The organism is Streptomyces polyasparticus (genome assembly GCF_014493765.1).
GTDB classification, from domain to species: Bacteria; Actinomycetota; Actinomycetes; order Streptomycetales; family Streptomycetaceae; genus Streptomyces; species Streptomyces polyasparticus.
Genome location: NZ_JACTVJ010000036.1, coordinates 1 through 18,963 on the forward strand (window position 1 = coordinate 1; position 18,963 = coordinate 18,963).

The following is an 18,963-nucleotide window of genomic DNA, read 5'->3' on the forward strand; positions in this document are numbered from 1 at the left end:
TAGACGGGCAGTTGTGATGGGCGGCAGTGTGCGGAGCGGCCGGGCCGCTCCGCACGAGTCAGCGGCTCCGGCTCGTTGGCGTGATCGCCTCGGTGACGGGCGCTGACGAAGGCCGGGCGGTGGGTGCGGCGCTGCGGCGGGCTTTGCGAACGGCGGACTTGCTGGCCTTCAGCCGTGCTTCGTGGGCGGCGGCGAGCTGTTCGCCCTGGGCGCCGCGTTCCACCTGCGTGACCAGGTGGGAGTGCGGGACGTCGTAGTGGCCACGGGAGACGGGCGCGGAGTCGACGAGGGCGGTGGCGAAGCCAGCGAGTAGATGGCGCGGGGCGCGGTCGTCGAAGTACGCATGCCACAACCGGTTGTGACCGCCACCCCCGTTGGGCAGAGCGACTTCGGCCTTCCAACTGAAGTAGTCGCTGGTCAGCGTTGTCGACCGCTCCATGGTCGTGATGCCGTCCGGATGGCATGCACGCTCGTTGCCTCGTTCGTCGCGCTCGTAGGTCCAGCCGGCTGCTTGCAGCGTCGGCCAGATGTCCGGTTCGGCCTCGGGTGCGGTCTGCAGGAGCGGGTCGGTGAATCCGGCGATGATCTCGGCGGGCGTGTTGGCGCCGAAGGACGCGTACCAGCGCTCCGACGAGACCCGCCACCAGGAGCCGTACGTGTCCGGCGTGGGCTCCAGGACGAGCGTGTGCCGGTAGTCGGGGCTGGCCAGGACGACATGGGGGAAGTCGGGGTCGCCGTAGTTCTCCCACCCGCCGGCCCGCAGTGCCTGGGTGACGTGGCGCGGGTCACCGGGCCCGGCGAGGTGGCGGGGCGTCGTGTCGAACCAGATCCGCGACCAGGGCTCGTCGGCCTTGCTGGCGATGTAGGGGCGCGTCACGACGCCGGCGGAGGACCAGCAGGCGCGAACGTGAGGCCGTTCAGGCGCTGCATGTCCCAGTGCAGGATGTGCCAGTCGGTGGCCTCCTGGGCAGCTTCCCGGAGCCCGGTGATGATCAGGCGGACCTCGTCGGTCTGGGCACCGGCCTGCTGGGAGACGAGGCGTGCGGCGCTGCGCAGGACGTCGCCGAGGAGGATGGGGATGCCGGTGTCTTCGTCGAGGAGGCCAGCGAGCAGGGGAAGCGCCTCGGATGCGGGCGGATCGGTGCGCAGGTAGTCCCTTATCTGGGCCAGGGCGGCCGTCGTCTGCGCGGCCTGGTCGGAGCTGGGAACGGTGGGGTTGGGCATCAACGTCCTTGTGCGGAGGGGGAGGTGAGGGCGCGGGTGATCAGCGACGCCTTCTGTGGCGAGGTGAGCCTTGGGGAGGCGGCGGTGTCGCCGGGGACTGCTCGGGCGGGCCGAGGCGCTCGGTGGCTTGGAGCCGTTGCAGGTGGAGCAGACGGTGTTGTTCCGGTGTGACAGTGCTGCGGAGGGAGTTGAGGAAGCCGAAGGTGTGGCCCGTCGTCTGACCCTCGGCACGGAGCAGCGGCGTTGGATCGGTGAGTGCGTCGACGAATCCCGCGAGCGCGGCGGCCGGCGCGGCCTCCTCGATGGAAGCGCCCCAGACCCACAGGCGCCGTGTGTCGGAGAGGGGGATGGAGACCTCGACGTCCCAACGCCACCGAGGTGTTTCTGAGAGCGAGGAGACGCGGGCCAGCACGGCGGTCTCATCAGGGGACAGAGCGGCTCGCTCCCGCCCGGCCCGCCGCGTTGCCCAGCCCCGGCTGGCCGCGAGGCGCCACAGGTCTGCTGTCGGATGCTGTGGAGTGGTGCTGGTCAGGGCATCGGTGAAGCCTGCGATGACCTCTGCCGGGGTGTTGCCGCCGAACTGGGCCACCCATGCGCGGTCCTCGGCCGGGTGGATGCGCCACCAGGTGCTCCGCTCGTCGGGTTCGGGCTCGAGCGTGAGGTGCAGGTGGTGGTCAGGGCTTTCCAGCAGGACGTGGGGAAAGCCGACGACCGAGTGATTGCTCCACCCCGACGCGAGCAGATGCTCGGTCACGTGCCGGGGGTCGCCGCCGCCGGCCAGGTGCCGGGGAGAGACCTCGTCCAGCCAGCGGACGGCGTTGACGCGATGCAGGGTGGGCCCATTGACGCGGGAGTAGAAGCGTTCGTGGTTCACCGCATCCGCCCGGCCTTGGCGTACGGGCGGGCTCCGGTTCCTTGAGGGCGCGCCTTGTTGGTGGCGAAGGCGTTGCTAGCCCAAGTGGCGGCACGGGCCGCGGTGACCCGGGCTTGCTGCCATGCGCTGAGCTGCGAGGGCAGCACGGACACGGAGGTGGTGCGGATTCTCTGGGAGGGCGGGACGTGCCCGAGGGGCCGCATCGCCGGCTGCGGATCGGCGAGCGCGGTGCTGAACGCCTGCACGAGGTGCATTGGCGTGGTCGGCGTGAACATCGCCTCCCACACCCGGCCGTGTTCATTGCGGGCGCCGGCCCACCAGTGCGCCTGTCCGGGGGCGGTCTGGTGGAAGCGGAGGACGGCGTCGCCGTCCGGGCTGCGGGCGGTGAAGTGCTGTCCGCGTTCGGTCTCCCAGTCCTGGGCCTCAAGCGGCGCCCACACGTTGGGGGCGTGTGCCGAGCGCGGCCGGGTCAGTGCGTCGGTGAACCCGGCCACGATCTCGACGGGGACCTGCCGACCTAGGGTGGCGTGCCATGCCTCTTGGGTCGCGGTCTGCTTTCCGCTGATGGTCCAGCCGCCGGGCTGGGTGTACGGGTCGTATCCGATGCGCATGGACTTGTCGGGGCTGTCGAACACGACAGGGCCGCCGGACTTGGACTTGTCCCAGCCCGAGGCGCGCAGGTACTCGGTGACGTGGCGCAGGTCTCCGCCGCCGGCGAGGTGTCGCGGCTCAACGAGGTAATGCTGCTGCGCCTGTTGACCAGTTGGGCCCCAGCCGGACCACTGCTTGTTCTTCTTCACCGGCGCCGCCTGAAGACCATCGCCGAGGCGACCGGCGCAGCGGTCGGCCTGCTGGATGCGATGGCGGGCGCGGTGACCTTCTTGATGCTGCCGGTGTGCTCGTTGAGGTTGGCGCCCACACTGTCGAGTTCGTTCGCGGCGCGGCCCAGCGCCAGCCAGACCTCGGGCGGCAGAACACCGCGCTCGGAGTGGACTTTCGCGAAACGCGAGCCGGTGGAGACGAGTTCGGTGACCTCGCCGAGAAGTCCGGTGTCGTAGTCCAGGACGGTGGCGAGGATCTGGGCCTGCTCGTGCGGCGGCGCCAGGGCGAGGTGGCGGCGGAGCTGGCCGATCTGGGCGGTGATGGCGTCAGCGAGCTGTACGGAGGGGAGGTTCGAGTCGGTCATGGGCTCCTGAACAGGGTGTTGCTGAGGGTTAGTTGTGGTGTTGGCGGATGCGGTAGCTGTCGATGAGGAGGAGCGCGTCGTGGCGGCGGGCCTCGTCGAGGGTGGCCTCGGGGCGTCCGCCCGCCAGCGGGATGGTGCGCCCCTGGCTGCCGAGGGTGACGGCGCGCAGGTAGCGGCGGAACAGGGCGGTGACCAGGCGGGGTTTGCGGCTGGCGGTGGTGGGTGGTGGCGTGCGGTCGGGTTCGTGAGTGACGGCGGGCTCCTGGGGAGGGTGGGGCCGGCCCCAGTGGGCCGGGGCCGGCGACGGGTGGGCGGTTAGCGCGTACGGTGCGCTCGCGCAGAGCGTGGTGCGGGTGGCGGGGACTGTCGGTGTGCTGCCTGTTCGGCGAGTGCGGCGCGGTAGGCGGTGCCGCCGAAGAGGCCCGTGTCGATGTCGACCTGGTATCCGGCACGGGCCAGCAGGGGCGCGGCCCGGTCGGCCATGGACTTCATGGCGATCTCGTCCATCCCGTCGGGGACTTGATGCCAGACATCGCCGAAGGCGCTGTGCCGGTCGAGACCGAGGTTGTCGAGCATCGCCAGGAGAGGCTCAGAGGCGCCGGTACGGGTGTCGACGTAGATCGTTCCGTCGCGGTGGTAGAAGGTGACGTCGACGCCGTGTTCATCGGCGAGGCTCACCGGCGGCATGCCCCTGCCGGACGGGCAGAGGTGGGCGCTGCCGCCACGGCGGGCGGCGGTGCCGGTGCACTTTGGTTGCGCATGGCCGTTGCGGCGTTGGTGTAAGCGGCGATGTCCCAGACGTCATTGTCGATCTGGACCACATATCCGGCCTTGTGTAGCCAGGGCACCGCGTGGGTAGCGAGCTGCTTCTTCGCGTCCTCGCTGAGGTGGGCGGGTGCTTCGTGCCAGACGTAGACCGGCCCGGGGGTGGGCAGGGTCTGGCGCTCGAAGCCGAGGCGGTCGAGCAGGTCAAGGAGGTGTTCGGGCGCGCCGGTTGGGGTGTCGGCGTGCACGGTGTCGCTCAGGGCCTTGCGGTAGATCGTGACGTCGGTGCCGGCGTCGTCGGCTCGGTTTCCCACGTGGTTCTTTCTGCTCGGGTCGGGGTCATCGCCGTCGTACGGATGGCGCGGGTGAGGGAGTCGCCGGCGCGACGGGGGTGGTGGCCAGGGCGGGTCCGGCCTGCGGATGACGCAGTTGGGCGGCGACCCCCAGATCGGAGAGGCGTTCGCCGGCGGCTCGTACGGAGGCGGCCTGGTGGGCGGTGTCGTCACCGGACAGCACGAAGACGTTCCGGTCCGGGGCGAACGTGAAGCCGTTCTCGGTCAGGGCCTCGGTGATGTCGGCGCGCTCGGGCTTGTCGACGATGAGGTCCTCGCCGGACCAGGTCATCACGACGCGTTCCGGATCGGCCTGCGGTGCCGAGAGTCGGGCGGCGTTGCTGCGGACCTGGCCGAGGGCCTTGTCGTACCGCGGAAGCAAATCGTGGGTGATGTCTTCGGCGGCGCTGAACGGGTCGGCAGCGACCGTGATTCCGTCGGGCTCGCGGACGGCGCGGAATGCCTCGTTCGGTGCGTCGTCGGGGGCCATGGCGGCGATCAGATATCCCTCGCCGTAACCGATCGGGTCGGCGACGAACAGGCGGGTTCCGTCATCGCGGGTGATGACGGCGCACTGGTCCACGGTGTGCTTGGCCAAGGCGTCGGCGACGTCGTTCATGTCCCACACGCGGTCGGTGAGCGCGCCGTGGTCGTTGTTGCCGCCGCGATCCGGGTGGAACGTGCTGGTCCAGGCGCCGGGCAGTTCGCCGGCGAGGACGGTAGCGAACGAGCCGAGACTGGTGTCGGGGGTGGGGTCGTGCATGGGCTCCTCGGAAGGGAAGGGTGCGGATCAGCGCCGCGGGGGTGCCGGTGCGGGGGCGGCGGGCGCGGCGACGGGGGTGGTGGTCAGACGAGGCGGAGGCGGCGGGCAGGCGCAGACGGCGGAGGCTTCGCGTTCGTCCGGTCCGACCTCGGCGGTGCACGCGCGGCGCTGGGGATGGTCCTGGTGCCGGTCGGCGAGGTCGTTGCGTATGTGTGCGAGGTCGGACCACAGGACGGCGAGCCGGTGCTCGGCGAGGTACTGCAGCCGCTTCGCGGTGTGTGGATCCGGCGGTTGGCCGAGGTCTTGATAGAAGGCGGCGGTGGCCGCGAGCACCTCGCCGAGGGCGATGAGTACGCCGTCGTGGGAGGCCGTGAGTTCGGTCAGGGCGTCGGCGACCTCGTCGCTGGTGGTGGCGTCGCGGATCTGTTCGGCGAGGTGTGCGACCTGGGAGCCAAGCGGCAGGTAGCGCGCCTCGCGTGTCTCGGTGTCGAAAACGTGGTCAGTAACGACGTCGTATTTGACGGCGCGTAGCCGGGCGACGGCGCGGGTGGCGAGACGTTTCTCCTCGGCTTCGTCGAGGCCGAGGGGCAGGCGGTGATAGGTCTCGTGGAGGCGGACGACGGGGACGAAGCCGGTGCGCTCAAGGATGCTGTGGGCTTCGGGATCGCCGCCGCGGGCTAGGACTTCCCCGGAGTGCACATCGCGCCCCAGGGTGAGGAAACGATCGGCAAGGGCCAAGAAGGTGTTCTTTCAGTCGGGTCAGTGGGAGAGCCGGGCGCCGGACGGGCCAGGTGTGACGATCGGCTTGGACGCAGGGGGTGTTGGCCCTGCAAGGGGCGGTCGAGCGCGGGCTGGCAGGGCGGCAGCCAGAGACTCGAGACTCTCTTGGATGCCGTACAGCCGACGGGCCACCATCTCCAGCTGGTGCGCGATGTCGGGGCCGTACGCATCCGGCAGGCCATCGAGGCGGTGGGCCGCGTGCTCGATGAGGCCGCGAACCGTGGACAGCGGCCCGGTGCGTTCGGCGGCGAGCTGCCGCAGCAGTACGGCGAACTGAGAAGCGGCATCTGCGGTGCCGGCTTCCAGTCGGCGCCCCGCGAACCGGGCTTGCTGGACGGGCTGCTGCGGATCGGGCCCGGTACGGGGCGAGATGAGGCCCAGCTCTGCCTCGATGCGCCGGCTCTCGGTGGCCAGGCGCGCAGGCAGCCGGTACGGCTGTGTGGTCCATGTGTCGTCAGGCCGGATGAGGTTGGCGATCAGATCGAGGCGGCCAGTCTGCGCCTGCACCGCGATCCAGCGGCAGCCGTGATCGTCCCCGGGGCGCTGGATGCCTGCGGTGCGGGCGACTCGGTGGGCGATCTCGGACCACTCGGGCCCGGTGAGCTCGCGATCGTCCGGGTGCAGGCGCACGGACGCGTGCCAGATGGCGTGCCGGTCGCCCTGCGGGCCGGCCACGAAGGAGTGTTGCCAGAGCGGATCGTCCAGATGCTCGGCCCAATCCGCCGAGGTCCAGACGCGCTCCTGTTCGTCGAGTAGGTAGGCGTCCAGGCCCGGCCAGTGGGCGACCACCGTGTGATCGGTGAGTCCCTCCTGGGTGCTGATGGGCCGGCCCAGTGCCTCGGCGACCGCCTCGTTGGGGTCGATGCCGCGCTCGTGAATACTGATGATCATGGTGAGGTGAGGTTTCGGATCGCGCGCATGCGTTGGTCGAGTTCGTAGGCGGCAGTGATGAGCGTGTGCTCATGCACAAGGTCGGCGTGGACGCTCGGATCGCCGGGCGGCAGCTGATCCAGTGCGTGGCCGATGGCCGTGAGGGCTTCGGGGTATTCGTTGAGGCTGCGCCGGCCCGAGGCCATGCGGTACAGCGCGATGGGATCGTTCAGCCCGCCGTCGGGGAGCAGCCCCACCAGGGAGACCAGCAAGGAGGCCCGGCCGGGCAGCTGGCTGCCGAGCCACAGACCGTGCAGCAGGACGTGCACCGTCTTGGGGTGGCCGTCCGCGGAGATTAGGGCCCGTTGCATGACGGCCAGGCCGTCCGGCCGCGACTGCCCCAACCGGGAGAAGGCGTACAGCGCCTCGGTATACGGATCCTGGTCCAGCACGCGGGGCGGCACCTTGCACATGAGCGCTTCCATGGTGGGGCAGCGGGTGTCGAAGCGCAGTCCGTTGAAGTACAGATGCCGGTACGTGCGCCAGAGCATGGGGTCGGCGCTGGAGTCGGTGGCGTGCTCGGGGGTAAGCAGGTTCAACACGCTGTTGCCGGCGGCGCGGGCCTGCCAGGCGACGTCGGCGCACACTTCGGCCGACTCCTGCCACGTCGCTTCCATCTCGCGCAGAGACTCGGTGAGCAGCGTCGGCCACTCGCTACTGGTGATCTCGCCGGAGGCAGCAGAAGCCGCTCGCGCCAGGGTCGCTGCGCGCTCCATTTCGGGTGTGTGGGTCACTGACCGCTCCGGGCGTCGGCGACGTGCACCACCTGGTTGAGGTGGGTGAGCGAGTACCAGCCGCAGTCGACGTCCGCGTCGGCGTCGACCAGGCGCGGGACCAGGTAAGTGCGCAGCGCCTGTTGGTAGATGAGGCAGTCCGGGCAGCGGCTGGAGAGGTGGACGAGGTAGCGCGGGTGCGCGGTGATGTACGTGCGCGCGCCGCCGGCGGGGTCGTACAGGCGCCAGCCGTCCTCGTCGGTCGGGGTGTGCCACGAGGGAGTGACGACCTTGTAGGCATCGCCCCACAGCTCACTGCCAGAGGTGCCCTTGAGGATGACGACCTGGTCACCGGGCCGGAAATGGGCGTGGGTGATGTCCCGGTCGGGGGTGACGATGTCACCGGGGGCATGCGGATGGCGGGAAACGGGCACGGCTGGGTTCCTTCCACGAGGTACGCGGGGAGGCGGTGGGAGGAACAAGGATCCGGACGATCCCCGGTTTCGGTAACCGGGGATCGTCGGGTATAAAGCCCCGCGTCTTACCGGAACGGGTTCTCCGTCCCGATGTCGTCCGAGGCGGCGGCGTCCAGGAGTTCGGGCAGGTCAGAGCCCTCAGCTTCCCTCTGGTCGATCCACCATCCCGCGCGGGCGATGGTGCGGATCTTGTCTTCCAGGACGGCCCAGTCGGCCTCGTCCCAGGTGCCCTCGTTCACCAGGGCGCTGTGCGCGGCGGTGACGAGCTGGTGGCGGGAGCGCTCGCCCCAGGCGAGGGCCTTCTCGGGGCCTTCGAGCGGCGGCATGTCGAACTGCTCGGCCCACTCGCGGGCGGCCTGCTGCTCCTCGGCGCGCTTGGCGGCGAGCCAGGCTTCCTTGGATTCCGTGTCGGAGTCCCGGGCGGCCTTCCAACAGTCGGTGCAGTCGCGGCCTTCGAGCCAGCGGGCGAATCCGGCGCGCCGGTCGGCCGGTCGGTCGGACAGGTCGTGCGTCACTTCGTGTCCGCAGCTGTGGACAATTTTCCAGGTCGTACGTATTGCCACGTGGTTGTTCCTACTTTCTGTCTTTTGCGTCGTTTCAGCGTGTCCTGCGGATGGCGTCTGTGGCCGCCGTGGCGATGGCGGCGGGAGCGCTGGCGGGCCGGGGCAGGTGCAGCAAGGTGGTCCCCGGCAGGTGCTGGGACTTCGCGGTGAGGGTGAGTTGGAGTACGGCGCAGCCGGCGGTCGTGAGCTGCTTGATGCGGGTGACGGCTTGAGCGGTTTCGTCGCTGCCGTAGTGGGCGTCGGTGACGATCACGAGGAGGCGGCCGGCGCCGGGGCGGCTGAGTTCGAGGCCGTGGTCGAGTGCGTCGATGGCGTCGCCGAGGTTGTGGTGGCCGCCGTTGGCGTCGAACGTCGTCACGCGCTCTGGTGCTCGGTGGGTGGGCCGGGTCAATGCGGTCAGATCATGGTCGTAGGCGATGGTGGCGGTTCGGGAGTCGGGGTCGGTCAGGGCTGCTGCGCGTGCCACGATCCAGGCAGCTGATGCGACGGGTTTGCAGGCGGCACGCATGGAGCCGGAGACGTCGACGGCGATACCCACACGCAGCGGTGGGGTGGGGGTGTTCCGGCGGTGGGTGTGGGTGAACGGTTCTGCGGTGGGGACCGACCCGGCCGCGCGCTGAGCGTCGCGGGCGAGGGCCGCGCGCATGTTGAGGCGGCCGGGCGGGGTGGGGCTGGTGGTCCGCTCCTCGGTCCGCTCGCGGTAGGCGGCGGCACGCAGAGCGCGACTCAGACGCGCGGCGGCACTCTGCTCGGCGGCGGTGGGCCTGCGGGTGCCGGTGACCGGGTTGCCGTAGGGCGCCGGTGTGCCGTCGGGGCTGACGGTGGTGCCGCGTGGGTTGAAGACCGACTTGGCGGTGGCGGCGGCTTTGCGTCGCTGGCCGGCCCGCTGGGCGCGGTCCTGAGCCTGCGCCTTGGACCGCGACGCCATCGCGTTGGCCGCTGCGGCCTGTGCCGCGAGGTCGGCCGCGTCGGTGGCTGACGCGTGGTCCATGACGACCCCCACGGCGCCGGACAGCAGATCGGTGAGGTTCTCCGGCACGGGCAGGGCGGGGGCCGCCGTGGCCAGAGCGTCGCACCATTCTTGGCCGTGCGCGAGCATGGTCGTGGCGTCGTGGTCGGCGCACTGGTGGGCCGCCGTCCAGATGCCGGTGAGGGTGGCCAGCAGGTCTGCGCCCAGCACCTTTTCGCACAGATCGGCGACGGCCTGGGTCTCGTTGGCGTCCAGGATGCCGACGTCACGGCGGCCGAGGATCAGGGCCGCCACGGAGGCGGCCTTCTCGATGCCCTGGAGGGTGGGGTGGGCGATGTCGGGCATGACCAGGGTTCGGGCACTGGTGCGCAGGTACGTGCGGTCCGTGGGCCGCGTAATCAGGTGTGCGCCTTCGACACGACTCTCCTCCAGCAGGAGCGCGGCCTCGACGACACGGGGGTTCGCTCCGGCAGGCTCCGTCCAGACGGAGTGGGCCGCGTGCGCGGCCTCGTGGACGAACACTCCCCAGGCGGCGGGATACCTCTCCTCGTCGCCCACGATCCGCGGATGGATCTCGTGGGGCTTCAGCGGGGCGAACAGGCCGGCGTCGAACTCGACCTCGCCCAGAGTGGGGAAGAACGCGGCCGGTGCGCCGCTACGCGTGCCGGGACGGCAGGTGACGAGGAGGTCCTGGCGGCCGGAGAGGGCGACCAGCCGGTCGCCGAGTTCGGCTCCCACGCGCAGCCACGCGGCCGGGGAGGAACGGGGTTGCGCGGGCGGCGCGCCGTCGTCGTCCCAGCGCGCGAGGTCGGCATCGTCGTCCCGAGTGGTGGCGGGCGACTGGACGTGGTGCTGGGCGCTCATCGCGAGCGGCCCCGGTGTGCGGAGCCGGTGCTGCCCGCGGGCTGCCGGGCGGCTGAGGCGGGGAGCTGCTTGCCGAGGGTGAGGGGCGCGATCTGCTTGACGCCGACAGCCTTGGTGACGGCGGCGGCGACGATATCGCGATCCTCCACAGGCGCGATGCCGACGAGGTTCGCGAGCGCGGCTTTGGTGCCGAGGACGGCCTCGGTCTTCTGGTAGCTGAGCAGTTCCCGCAGTTGGGGGGCCCAGCCCAGCTCGCCGAGTTCGACCTGGTGGGCGAGGTGTCGGGCGACCCGGACCACCCGGGCATCGATCCTCAGCGCCAGGGCGAGGTCATAGTCCGTGCCGATCTGGATCTGCACGCTGAACCGGCTCGCGAGCGCCTCCGTCAACACGGCCCCGTGGACGCCGGGATTGTGGCCCGCCACCACGTAGAAGCCCGGCTCGGCCTTGATGGTCTCGCCCTTGTGGGCCTTGACCTGGATCTGCCTGCGCCCGTCCATCGCGGGATACAGCGCCGCCAGGACCTTCGGTGAGATCAGGGTGGCATCGTCGATCAGCAGGGCGCGGCCCTCGGTCATCGCGGTGACCAGCGGACCGTACTGGAAGACATAGGCTCCCGCGTCGTCCTGGGTGTACTCGCCGATCAGGTCGCCGACCGTGGTGTCACCGTCACCGGCGACGGTGAGCAGGTCCGGGAACGCCGCCTCGACCAGCGACGTCTTGCCGGTGCCCGGAGGACCGTAGAGCAGCACCGGCACGTCGGCGTCGCGCAGACGATTCAGCGCCTCGACGTCGGGCAGATCGGCCAGCTCCCGGGGGTGGTAGAGCTGGCCCCCCGCGCGGCGGATCGGGCCGGTCTGCCGGGGCGTGGCTGCTGCGGGAATGGTCGTGCGGGCCTTGGCCGCCTGGGCGCGGGGCGAGTGGGTGCCCGGTGGGCTGATCACGGCGGTCTGCGCGGCTGCGGCGGTCTTCGCGTTCGCGCGGAACTCCGGTTGTCCGCTTCCGCTTTGGTTGGCCTCGCCGCGGCGCACCAAGGTGAGGGCGGCGTTGCGGACGGCGCCGTGGGAGTGGCCCAGCTGCCGGGCCATGTCCCCGATGGTGAGCTTGTCCGCCGGCCGGTCGGCCAGCAGTCGGGCCACCTTGGCCCGTAGTTCGCCGCCCTTGGTGCGTGCTGGACGCGTAGGCGGTCCGGGTGTCGTCAAAACAGGGATCCTTCAACAGGTGCGGGTGCGGGCGGGGTTGGCGATGCGCTGGAGAGGCTGGCCGCTCTCGGAGCGGATCACGGATTGTGCCGACATCGGCGACCGGGCCAACCGGGGCGTACCGTCCACGCTCACCGGTCGGCCGAGGGCTCGGTACAGGTGCACGGGATGGCCGGCGACGAGCAGCGCGCTGGCTGCCGAGCAGGCTCGTGCGTCCGCTCCGTACTGGGTTCCGTCGCCTGGCAGGCGCAGCCTGGCGTCTCTTCGAAGCCGGCCTGGAGCAGGATCCGCCGGGCGGCGGCGTTGTAGCCGGTGGTGGTGATCTCGCCGGTGATGGTGTGCCGGATCGTCATGAACGGCTCTGCTGGTGCTTCGGGCAAGGCGGATCTCCTATCGGTGGTGGCGGGAAGAAGGTGGGGTGTGAGGCTCAGCGCTGCGCAGCATGGGCAGGTGTGCGGCGGTGCCGGCCCCGGCGGCGTGGGGCAGTTGAAACGGCGAGACTGCGGCGGACGCCGAGCAGCACCAGCAGGCAGGAGAGAGCTCCGGCGGTCGGGAGCGCGGCGGAGTCCGGGTGCGTGGAGAGCGCACCTGCGAGCGCGGTGCCTGCGGCCTGACCTGTGCCGACCGAGGCGATCAGCCAGGCGTACGCCTCGGTGCGGGTGCCGGCGGGGGCGAGCGCATCCACCGTGAGGAACGCGCTGGTGATCAGTGCGGTGAGGAAGAGGCCCGGCAGTGTCGTGAGCGCGGTCGCAGCGATCGGGCCGGGGTGAGCGGCAAGTGGAACCCAGGCGAGGGTGAACAGCAGTGCTGCGGTGCGGAGTTGAGTGCCGAGCTGGCCAGGCCGGCGGAGAAGGCCGTACAGGATGCCGCCGAGGAGGCTGCCGACGGACAGCGCTGCGGGGATGACCCCGGACAGCAGGGCCATGCCGTGCCGGTCGGCCATGGACACCGCCCACACGTTCATCGCGCCCAGGGAGAAGCCGACCCCGGAGACGGCGAGGAACAGCAGCCGCAGCCCGCCGTGCCGCAGGGGGCCGAGGAACCCGCCCGCGTGCGTGCCCTCGGGCTGCCACTCCCTGGACGGTGCGGCGCTGAGTACCGCGCCCGCCCCGAGCAGCCCGAGTACCGCGGTGACCGTCATCGCGGCGCCGGGCCCCTGAAGGGCGGACAGTGCGGCGACCAGCGGCGGTCCGGCGACGTAGATCAGCCCCTGGGCGCCGGTGTCGAGCGCGAGCGCGGCGCGGCGCCGCTCCGGGTCCTTCAGTACGGCGCCCCACAGGGCACGCAGGTTGGCCTCCAACGGAGGCGTGCTTAGCCCCGCGAGGACGACCAGACCCGCCGCGAGCCCCGGCTGGGCGAGGGCGTCGGCGTACGACAGCAGCAGGAGGCAGGCCGTGGTGACCAGGACGGCGGCCGTCGTGACACGGGTCTGGCCGCGTCGGTCGACCATCCGCCCCAGCACCGGCTGCCCGACGGCGCTGGCCAGCCCGTACAGCGCGCACAGCAGCCCGCCGGTCGCGAGCGATCCGCCCTGCTCGACGATCAGGAGAAGGATCGCGACGGGCACCATGCCGTTGGGCAGGCGCCCGATCAGGGTGCCCAGCAGCAGCCGGGCGACATGCCGCTCGGCGAGCAGCGGCCGGGATGCAGTGCGGGCCGGCGGGCAACTGGTGTCGGAGTTCAACGCGGGGATGCTTTCCGTGGGCTTCTGGCTGGGGTGAAAGGGAGGGCTAGCGGGTGCGTCCGGCGGCTACCGCTGCCGGGGGCCTCGGTGGCGTGACGGAGGTGATGGCCGGACGGGCGGGCTCCTCGGCGGGCCTGACGGTGGCGGTGCGGACCACGTCGAGCAGGTCGTCGCCGGCTTCGAGCCACAGCGCCAGGGCCTCGTCCATGCCGTCCGCCTCGGACCCGCTTCGGGTGTCGGTATCGGCCGGGGCTCGAGCGAGGAGGATCTCGAAGCGGATGAGGACGGCCGTCTCGCTGGCGGCCAAGGGCTTGATGTCGGCCCGACGGATGGCCGCCAGCAGGTAGGGCGCGTGGGTGAGGAACCGGTCCAGCGCGGCGTCCAGTTCCACGGCGGCCACGGTGCCGGACTCGGTACCCCGCACCCAGTCGAGGTCCTGCTGCACTTCGCGGAGCCGGGACAGATGCACCAGCTGCTCGAACTCGGGCAGCAGACGGGAGCGCACGTCGGCGGCTGCCTCGCGGGCGGTGGCGGCACTTACCGTGCGTGGCCCGGCGCCGACCACGTGCAGATGGTCCGGCGACGGCATAAGGGTGCCGATCAAGTACCGCCCATCCCGGGGACGTTCAACGAGAAGGAGTTCGGTTCCTCCGCCGTCGCGGAGAAATGCCGCGCCAGGGGTGCGGTACGCGGGCTGCGTGGACAGCGCGGGGCCGGCCTCCCACACCCAGTCGAGGACATCGGTGGGGATGGCGCCGTCTGGATAGTGCTCGATGCTCACCTCCCACTGGCCGGGCAGGGCTTCGGCGACGGCGTGTGCGATGTCGCCGAAGTAGGGCCGCTCGCTGGTGATGACCTTGGTCTGGCAGTCCTGAGCGGTCTGGTGTAGCCGGGTGAGCGCCTCGCGTGCGCTGGCGTGGTCATCGAGGGACAGCCGGTGGGCGTGGTCCTGGTGTTCCCGGGTGAACCCGGACAACTCCAGTGCGGTCGTGGCCCATTGGTGCCGATTTCCGCTGGGGAGCGCGACGATCGTGTTGCCGGAGCTGAGGTGGAGGGAGATGGTGGCGGAGGAAGTCAGGGCGGAGGGCCTTCGTATCGAATCGGCGGTCAGCGCCGTTGCCGCCGCGGGGTGTCGGCGGGTGCGGACTGTGCGGTCATGGCGGTCTTCGTGCGGCGTGGCGCCGATGGCGCGGACGCGGCGGGCGGGACGGCGCGCAGATCGGGGTCGAGGTCGACGCTGTAGCGGGCGGCGGCGAGCATCTCCGCGGCCCAGGTGGCGTGTTCGTTCTCCCAGGTGCGGCCCAGGTCGAACGGCAGCCGGATCCAGACGCCGCGCAAGGTGGGGTAGGTGTCGAATCCGGCGCGCTTGAGGACGCTCGCGGCGAAGCCGTCGACCGGGCCCTCGACGTCGACTTCGCCGCCCTGGCCGCGGGCGATGCGGATCGGCTCGTCGCTCATCGGCTCCGTCCCTTCCCGGCTGCCTGAGCCTGCCCGCCCACCGGGACGGCGCCGGGCTGGGGCAGAAACTCGGGGAGCGCGGTGGTCGGGGCGCCGCGTTGCTGCGGGGAGCGGGTGGCGGCTGCCTGCGCGATGCGGTTGCGGCGCTCCATCAGCCCGTTGCGTACGGCCGGCCGGGGCGGGGAGGCGCTGCGGCCGGGGTCGAGGCTGTAGTCGGCGTGGACTTCGTAGCCGTGGCGTCGAAGGTCGTGAACGGCCTGGCGGGTGCGGCGGATCCCGTCCTGTTCGGGGTTGGTGAGCCGGTACAGGCCCGGGGTGTCGGGTACGGGCTCGAACTGCTCGCGTACGAGGAACCAGTTGGCGAGGCGTGCGGGGATGTTGGCGGTGGCGGCGGCCACGAATCCGTGGTCGGGGTGGGCGCCGAACCGGAAGTGGTCGGACAGAGAGGATTCCCTTCTGGAGCTGTCAGCGGTGCACTGCCGCGGCGCGGGGTGCAGGCGGCGGAACGGTGCGGGCGGTGAGCAGTCGTGGGCTGGGCGCGGACAGAGCCGCCGGTCCGCCCGGCACGGCTGCGCGGACCTGGCGCTCGAACGCCTCGCTGTCGGCGAGCCAGGTCTCTATGGCAGGCAGGACGGCGAGGCCCATCTGCCCGCGGACCTGGCTCCACTCGTGGGCCGGCAGCGTCCGGGGTACCGAGTACAACTCGCGCCGCAGGCCGTTCCACTCGTCCCAGGTGTCCTGGCTGTGGGCGAGTGCCTCGCGCAGCCGGGTCAGTGCTGCACCGTCGTCGGGCCAGGCGGTGGCGGCGGGGCGGCAGCGCGAGAGGAGGCGTGGCGCGTGTTCGAGGACGTGACGGAACTCCAGCCAGGCGTGGTCGGCGAAGTCCCGTTCCATACCGGCGATCAGGCGGGAGTCGCCGAGTGGCGCTGCGTCGCTGTACCGGCCGGAGTCCTTGATTGCCTTCAGGGTCTGGTGTTCCCCCCGGATACGTTCCAGTGCCGACAGGACGGTGTTGAGGTCCCGGTGGTGCAGGGCGCGGCGGTAGGCGGGCAGGAACGTGTGGGTCACGAGGTGCGCGGCGAGGCCCGGGTCGGCGGGCAGCACCATGGTGCGCGGCGTTGCGGGATCGTCGCGGACGTCTTCCTTCTCGTGGTCGGTGAGCGCGCCGAGCAGGTAGCCGCTGCGGTGGCCGGGCCGTTCGACCAGGAGCAGTTCGGTACCCGTGCCGTTCTTCAGTACGGATGCGTACGGGATGCGGTGGTCTTCGAGGGCCTGGTGGATCTCGCCGGCTTCCCAGAGCCCGTACCAGAGGTCGTCCTGCCACAGCGGGTGGCTGTAGATCTCCAGCTCGGCGCTCCAGGTGCCGGGCAGCCGGGCGGCGATCTCGATGCCGATGTCGCCGAGGTAGGGCCGGGGGCTGGTGACGAGGGTGGCGCCGTGTTCGTGGGCGCGGTGCACCAGCGCACTGGCGGTGTCCCGGGCGGCCTGCGCGTCGGTCAGGGAGGCGGTGTACGCGCCGTTGCGCAGGCGGCTGAACCCGGATGCTTCGAGGGCCTGGTTGGCCCGTTCGTAGTTTTCGCCGGAGGCGATGGCGACAAGGCCCAGCGCTCGGCTGGTGCTGAGGGTGATCTCGGTGGAGGAGGTGGGCATCAAGGTCCTGGAGGGGCGAGCCCGCGGGCGCCGTCCAGGCGGACGGGGCTCAGCGGGTCTTCGGGGCGCGCTTGGGCTCGGGGTTGCGCGCTGGTTCGGCGGGTGACGGCCGCGCCGCGGGAGGCCGAGGCGACGGGACGTGCTGGATGTTCACCAGGGGCACGACGGCGTTGGGGAACGGGAACGCCGTGGAGCGCAGGATGGGCCGGGGATCGAGGGTCTTGGCGACGACGGCATGCATGAGGAACTCGGGCGCCTGCTGAGTGAACGAGATGTCCCACAGGTGGCCGAGGTCGTCCGGGGAGGCGGCCACGTGCCACGCGATGGACGCGTCGCCGTGGATGGGAGGCGCCGACGAGTCCGGCGGCCGGCCGATCACGGCCGCCTGCCCGTCGCGTGAGATGAATCCGGAGAGCCCGAAGGCGTCGAACTGGTCCCAGGCGTCGATGTCGACCAGCAGCTCGAACAGACCGGGCTCAGCGCCGATGCCGTAGACGACGTGGTCTGGGTCGGCTTCCAGCTCGGCTGCCAGGGTGCCAAGGAGCGTGGAGACGAACTCGACCGGCATGGCACCGCGGACGCTCGTGCGCCATCGCTCGGCCGCGTCCTCGTCGCTACGGACCGAGATCACCAAGTGGGGGCCTTGCCCCACGGCCATCTGGTCGTGGCGGATGGTGACGCGCCGACAGGGACTGGTAACGAGCAACGACGAGTTGTCCGTATGCGCACTCCACCCTGTCTCCTCGGCGAAGACGTCCAGGAAGTGGTGGTGGGTGGTGGGGAGACTAGCGGCCAGGTAGCGGGGAGAGATAAGGACCTTCTCAGGGGGCTGGTCCTGAGCGGGGGCGTCGGGCATAGGAACCTTTGGTGGCTAGGAGTGGGACAGGGGCGAAGGTCGTCTCAACTACGCGGCGACGGTGGCATCGCGCAGCGACGAGGACGCGGTGTACAGGCTGGTACCAAAACGATGGGCAAAGGCCCGCGCCCTTGCCTCCAGCCGGTCGTACGAGTCCTGGGCTGTCATCTGCCCGGGGTGCTTGCGGTATCGGTAGACCGGGACGGGCAGCACGATGCCCGGGGCGAGGCAGGTGACCGCGAGGGTGCAGTAGTCCTCGCCTTGGACGAGCCCGCCCATGGGGGCCGCGCGCACCAGGTCGGTGCGGGCCAGGAGGGTGGTCGGGCCGAGCGGGATGGTGTCGGCCGGGTCCTTCCAGTACCGCCACACGTCCCCGGCCTCGTGCCGGCCCGGCGGCGTCGGGGGCCGCCACAGGGTCGTAGACCCGTCCGGGTGGAGGTCCTGGCTGTATCCGGCGCACCAGCCCGCCCCGGTCTCCTCCAGGGTGCGCAGCCGCAGCGCCATGGCCTCGTCGGTGAACTCATCATCGTCATCCGCCCAGTTGACGTACTCGGTCCGCACTTCGGAGAGCGCGAAGTTCCGGGCGCAGGCCGCGCCGACCGGGCGCGGCAGGGCAAGGATGCGGACGCGGGGGTCGGCGGCGAGAGGCGCGGGCAGCACGGCGGGGTTGGCTCCGTCGAGGGCGACGACGGCCTCCCACGGCACGTTCTGACGGCACAGGCTGGCATGCATGGCCGTAAGGAACGCCAGGCGATCCGGGCGGAGTTGGGTGGCGATTACCACAGTGATCTTCGGGTGCGAGTACGAGGACAGCGGGTTCTCCGGGCGGTTTCGACGGTCGAGGACGGTGCGGGACAGCCGGGGCTAGCGGCGAGCGGCCTTGCGGGGTGCCGACGCCGCGGCGGACGCGGTCGTGGACAGGCGCGGGGCGGTGCGCGGCGCAACGATCGGGGCAGCCGAATCCGGGTGCCACGCACCCGGATTGGCAGTGATTCGACCGCGAGGATCGGTGTCCCACGCGACGACGGGCCCGCGGTCGTACGCCTGCAGGGCGATCACCTCGATGCCGTGCGGATGCAGGACGTACGCCCACTCCAGCTCGTCCGTGCCGTCCTGCGTGATCAGCTCACGCTCGGCCGGACTGCCGTCTGCATTGACCACGTCGGTGATCTGACGGCTGGGGTACTCAGCGCCGCCGGTCAAAGCGCGGCGCAGAGTGGCGGGAGCGCCGTCGAGAAGGTCGGTGCCCAGCTCGTCCCAGCCGTGCTCCACATCGTCGATCAGGTGCTGGGCCATGGCCTCCAGGTCACCGGCGAACCGGTGCCGGTAGGCGGCCAGGAGCAGCGGGAGCTTGCTGTCGGGGTATCCGTCGAAGTGGACGTACATGCCGGCGTAGCCGTCGGCGGTGGGGCGGGCGATGACAGAACGGGTGGACAGGTCGGTCTCCTGAAACTGGGCGGTCAGTGTGCGCGGGGGCGCGTCGGCGTCGACGCGACGGGCGAGGGGGTGAGACTGGGCGTCGCCGTGCGCGCGGTGGTCTTCGGCGGGATGCTGGCCGGGATCGGCCGGTCGGGCGCCCACAGGCTGGCGGTGTCGCGGAACCGCGCGCGGGGGTCGGTGCTCCACGCGACGACCGGGCCGCGTGCCGCGCCGGGCGCGCTGATCACTTCGAT

The 18,963-nt window shown here is 71.2% G+C and carries 24 protein-coding genes; all 24 read right to left on the bottom strand.

All coding sequences use genetic code 11. The annotated features are described in order from the left end of the window. Positions 1–58: 58 nt before the first annotated feature. The gene (locus H9Y04_RS42430; RefSeq protein WP_187819618.1) at positions 59–877 is read right to left on the bottom strand and encodes an SPDY domain-containing protein; all 819 of its coding nucleotides are present in this window, start codon (positions 875–877) and stop codon (positions 59–61) included. Next, the gene (locus H9Y04_RS42435; protein ID WP_187819619.1) at positions 874–1,224 is read right to left on the bottom strand and encodes a hypothetical protein; all 351 of its coding nucleotides are present in this window, start codon (positions 1,222–1,224) and stop codon (positions 874–876) included. Before H9Y04_RS42435 ends, H9Y04_RS42430 begins: the two co-directional genes overlap by 4 nt. A gap of 40 nt (positions 1,225–1,264) precedes the next feature. Further along, positions 1,265–2,098: an SPDY domain-containing protein gene (locus H9Y04_RS42440; RefSeq protein WP_187819620.1), complete on the bottom strand. Its 834-nt coding sequence runs from the start codon at positions 2,096–2,098 to the stop codon at positions 1,265–1,267. Continuing rightward, the gene (locus tag H9Y04_RS42445; RefSeq protein ID WP_187819621.1) at positions 2,095–2,898 is read right to left on the bottom strand and encodes an SPDY domain-containing protein; all 804 of its coding nucleotides are present in this window, start codon (positions 2,896–2,898) and stop codon (positions 2,095–2,097) included. The genes H9Y04_RS42440 and H9Y04_RS42445 overlap by 4 nt, the downstream gene beginning before the upstream one ends. After that, positions 2,895–3,284, bottom strand: a complete 390-nt coding sequence (locus H9Y04_RS42450) for a hypothetical protein (protein ID WP_187819622.1) — start codon at positions 3,282–3,284, stop codon at positions 2,895–2,897. The genes H9Y04_RS42445 and H9Y04_RS42450 overlap by 4 nt, the downstream gene beginning before the upstream one ends. A gap of 315 nt (positions 3,285–3,599) precedes the next feature. Further along, entirely contained in the window at positions 3,600–3,962 is a 363-nt protein-coding gene (locus tag H9Y04_RS42455) for a hypothetical protein (RefSeq protein ID WP_187819623.1), read from the bottom strand. After that, positions 3,959–4,363, bottom strand: a complete 405-nt coding sequence (locus tag H9Y04_RS42460; RefSeq protein ID WP_187819624.1) for a hypothetical protein — start codon at positions 4,361–4,363, stop codon at positions 3,959–3,961. Before H9Y04_RS42460 ends, H9Y04_RS42455 begins: the two co-directional genes overlap by 4 nt. Positions 4,364–4,388: 25 nt before the next feature. Then, complete coding sequence (locus H9Y04_RS42465) at positions 4,389–5,144, bottom strand: hypothetical protein (protein WP_187819625.1); 756 nt, start codon at positions 5,142–5,144, stop codon at positions 4,389–4,391. A 27-nt stretch (positions 5,145–5,171) separates the two neighbouring features. Beyond that, complete coding sequence (locus H9Y04_RS42470) at positions 5,172–5,882, bottom strand: hypothetical protein (RefSeq protein WP_187819626.1); 711 nt, start codon at positions 5,880–5,882, stop codon at positions 5,172–5,174. Positions 5,883–5,903: 21 nt separating this feature from the next. After that, complete coding sequence (locus H9Y04_RS42475; protein WP_187819627.1) at positions 5,904–6,815, bottom strand: hypothetical protein; 912 nt, start codon at positions 6,813–6,815, stop codon at positions 5,904–5,906. After that, positions 6,812–7,570 carry a hypothetical protein gene (locus H9Y04_RS42480; protein ID WP_236072127.1) on the bottom strand — a complete coding sequence of 253 codons (759 nt, stop codon included), beginning with the start codon at positions 7,568–7,570 and terminating at the stop codon, positions 6,812–6,814. Before H9Y04_RS42480 ends, H9Y04_RS42475 begins: the two co-directional genes overlap by 4 nt. A 14-nt stretch (positions 7,571–7,584) precedes the next feature. Then, the gene (locus H9Y04_RS42485; protein WP_187819628.1) at positions 7,585–8,001 is read right to left on the bottom strand and encodes a hypothetical protein; all 417 of its coding nucleotides are present in this window, start codon (positions 7,999–8,001) and stop codon (positions 7,585–7,587) included. A gap of 107 nt (positions 8,002–8,108) precedes the next feature. Then, complete coding sequence (locus tag H9Y04_RS42490) at positions 8,109–8,558, bottom strand: hypothetical protein (RefSeq protein ID WP_187819684.1); 450 nt, start codon at positions 8,556–8,558, stop codon at positions 8,109–8,111. Between the two features lie 82 nt (positions 8,559–8,640). Further along, positions 8,641–10,440: a vWA domain-containing protein gene (locus tag H9Y04_RS42495; RefSeq protein WP_187819629.1), complete on the bottom strand. Its 1,800-nt coding sequence runs from the start codon at positions 10,438–10,440 to the stop codon at positions 8,641–8,643. After that, entirely contained in the window at positions 10,437–11,579 is a 1,143-nt protein-coding gene (locus H9Y04_RS42500) for an AAA family ATPase (protein WP_187819685.1), read from the bottom strand. Before H9Y04_RS42500 ends, H9Y04_RS42495 begins: the two co-directional genes overlap by 4 nt. 194 nt (positions 11,580–11,773) lie before the next feature. After that, positions 11,774–11,995 carry a hypothetical protein gene (locus H9Y04_RS42505; protein ID WP_187819686.1) on the bottom strand — a complete coding sequence of 74 codons (222 nt, stop codon included), beginning with the start codon at positions 11,993–11,995 and terminating at the stop codon, positions 11,774–11,776. Positions 11,996–12,069: 74 nt separating this feature from the next. Then, entirely contained in the window at positions 12,070–13,326 is a 1,257-nt protein-coding gene (locus tag H9Y04_RS42510) for an MFS transporter (protein WP_187819630.1), read from the bottom strand. Positions 13,327–13,372: 46 nt separating this feature from the next. Next, on the bottom strand, positions 13,373–14,302 hold the full coding sequence (locus tag H9Y04_RS42515) for a hypothetical protein (protein WP_187819631.1): 930 nt from the start codon (positions 14,300–14,302) through the stop codon (positions 13,373–13,375). 131 nt (positions 14,303–14,433) lie between these two features. Further along, positions 14,434–14,784 (bottom strand): hypothetical protein, encoded by a 351-nt coding sequence (locus tag H9Y04_RS42520; protein WP_187819632.1) that lies wholly within the window; start codon positions 14,782–14,784, stop codon positions 14,434–14,436. Continuing rightward, positions 14,781–15,182 carry a hypothetical protein gene (locus tag H9Y04_RS42525; RefSeq protein WP_187819633.1) on the bottom strand — a complete coding sequence of 134 codons (402 nt, stop codon included), beginning with the start codon at positions 15,180–15,182 and terminating at the stop codon, positions 14,781–14,783. Before H9Y04_RS42525 ends, H9Y04_RS42520 begins: the two co-directional genes overlap by 4 nt. Before the next feature lie 67 nt (positions 15,183–15,249). Beyond that, positions 15,250–16,434 (bottom strand): hypothetical protein, encoded by a 1,185-nt coding sequence (locus tag H9Y04_RS42530; protein WP_187819634.1) that lies wholly within the window; start codon positions 16,432–16,434, stop codon positions 15,250–15,252. Between the two features lie 49 nt (positions 16,435–16,483). Beyond that, complete coding sequence (locus H9Y04_RS42535; RefSeq protein ID WP_187819635.1) at positions 16,484–17,290, bottom strand: SPDY domain-containing protein; 807 nt, start codon at positions 17,288–17,290, stop codon at positions 16,484–16,486. 48 nt (positions 17,291–17,338) lie between these two features. Then, on the bottom strand, positions 17,339–18,073 hold the full coding sequence (locus H9Y04_RS42540; RefSeq protein ID WP_187819636.1) for a glycosyltransferase family 2 protein: 735 nt from the start codon (positions 18,071–18,073) through the stop codon (positions 17,339–17,341). Between the two features lie 81 nt (positions 18,074–18,154). After that, positions 18,155–18,871 (bottom strand): hypothetical protein, encoded by a 717-nt coding sequence (locus tag H9Y04_RS42545; RefSeq protein WP_308801999.1) that lies wholly within the window; start codon positions 18,869–18,871, stop codon positions 18,155–18,157. Positions 18,872–18,963: the final 92 nt, after the last annotated feature.

Coding starts and splice junctions, on each gene's coding strand:
- H9Y04_RS42475 (WP_187819627.1), bottom strand. CDS start 6,815: ATGATCATCAGTATTCACGAGCGCGGCATCGACCCCAACGAGGCGGTC.
- H9Y04_RS42465 (WP_187819625.1), bottom strand. CDS start 5,144: ATGCACGACCCCACCCCCGACACCAGTCTCGGCTCGTTCGCTACCGTC.
- H9Y04_RS42505 (WP_187819686.1), bottom strand. CDS start 11,995: ATGACGATCCGGCACACCATCACCGGCGAGATCACCACCACCGGCTAC.
- H9Y04_RS42435 (WP_187819619.1), bottom strand. CDS start 1,224: ATGCCCAACCCCACCGTTCCCAGCTCCGACCAGGCCGCGCAGACGACG.
- H9Y04_RS42520 (WP_187819632.1), bottom strand. CDS start 14,784: ATGAGCGACGAGCCGATCCGCATCGCCCGCGGCCAGGGCGGCGAAGTC.
- H9Y04_RS42530 (WP_187819634.1), bottom strand. CDS start 16,434: ATGCCCACCTCCTCCACCGAGATCACCCTCAGCACCAGCCGAGCGCTG.
- H9Y04_RS42495 (WP_187819629.1), bottom strand. CDS start 10,440: ATGAGCGCCCAGCACCACGTCCAGTCGCCCGCCACCACTCGGGACGAC.
- H9Y04_RS42535 (WP_187819635.1), bottom strand. CDS start 17,290: ATGCCCGACGCCCCCGCTCAGGACCAGCCCCCTGAGAAGGTCCTTATC.
- H9Y04_RS42480 (WP_236072127.1), bottom strand. CDS start 7,570: ATGGAGCGCGCAGCGACCCTGGCGCGAGCGGCTTCTGCTGCCTCCGGC.
- H9Y04_RS42450 (WP_187819622.1), bottom strand. CDS start 3,284: ATGACCGACTCGAACCTCCCCTCCGTACAGCTCGCTGACGCCATCACC.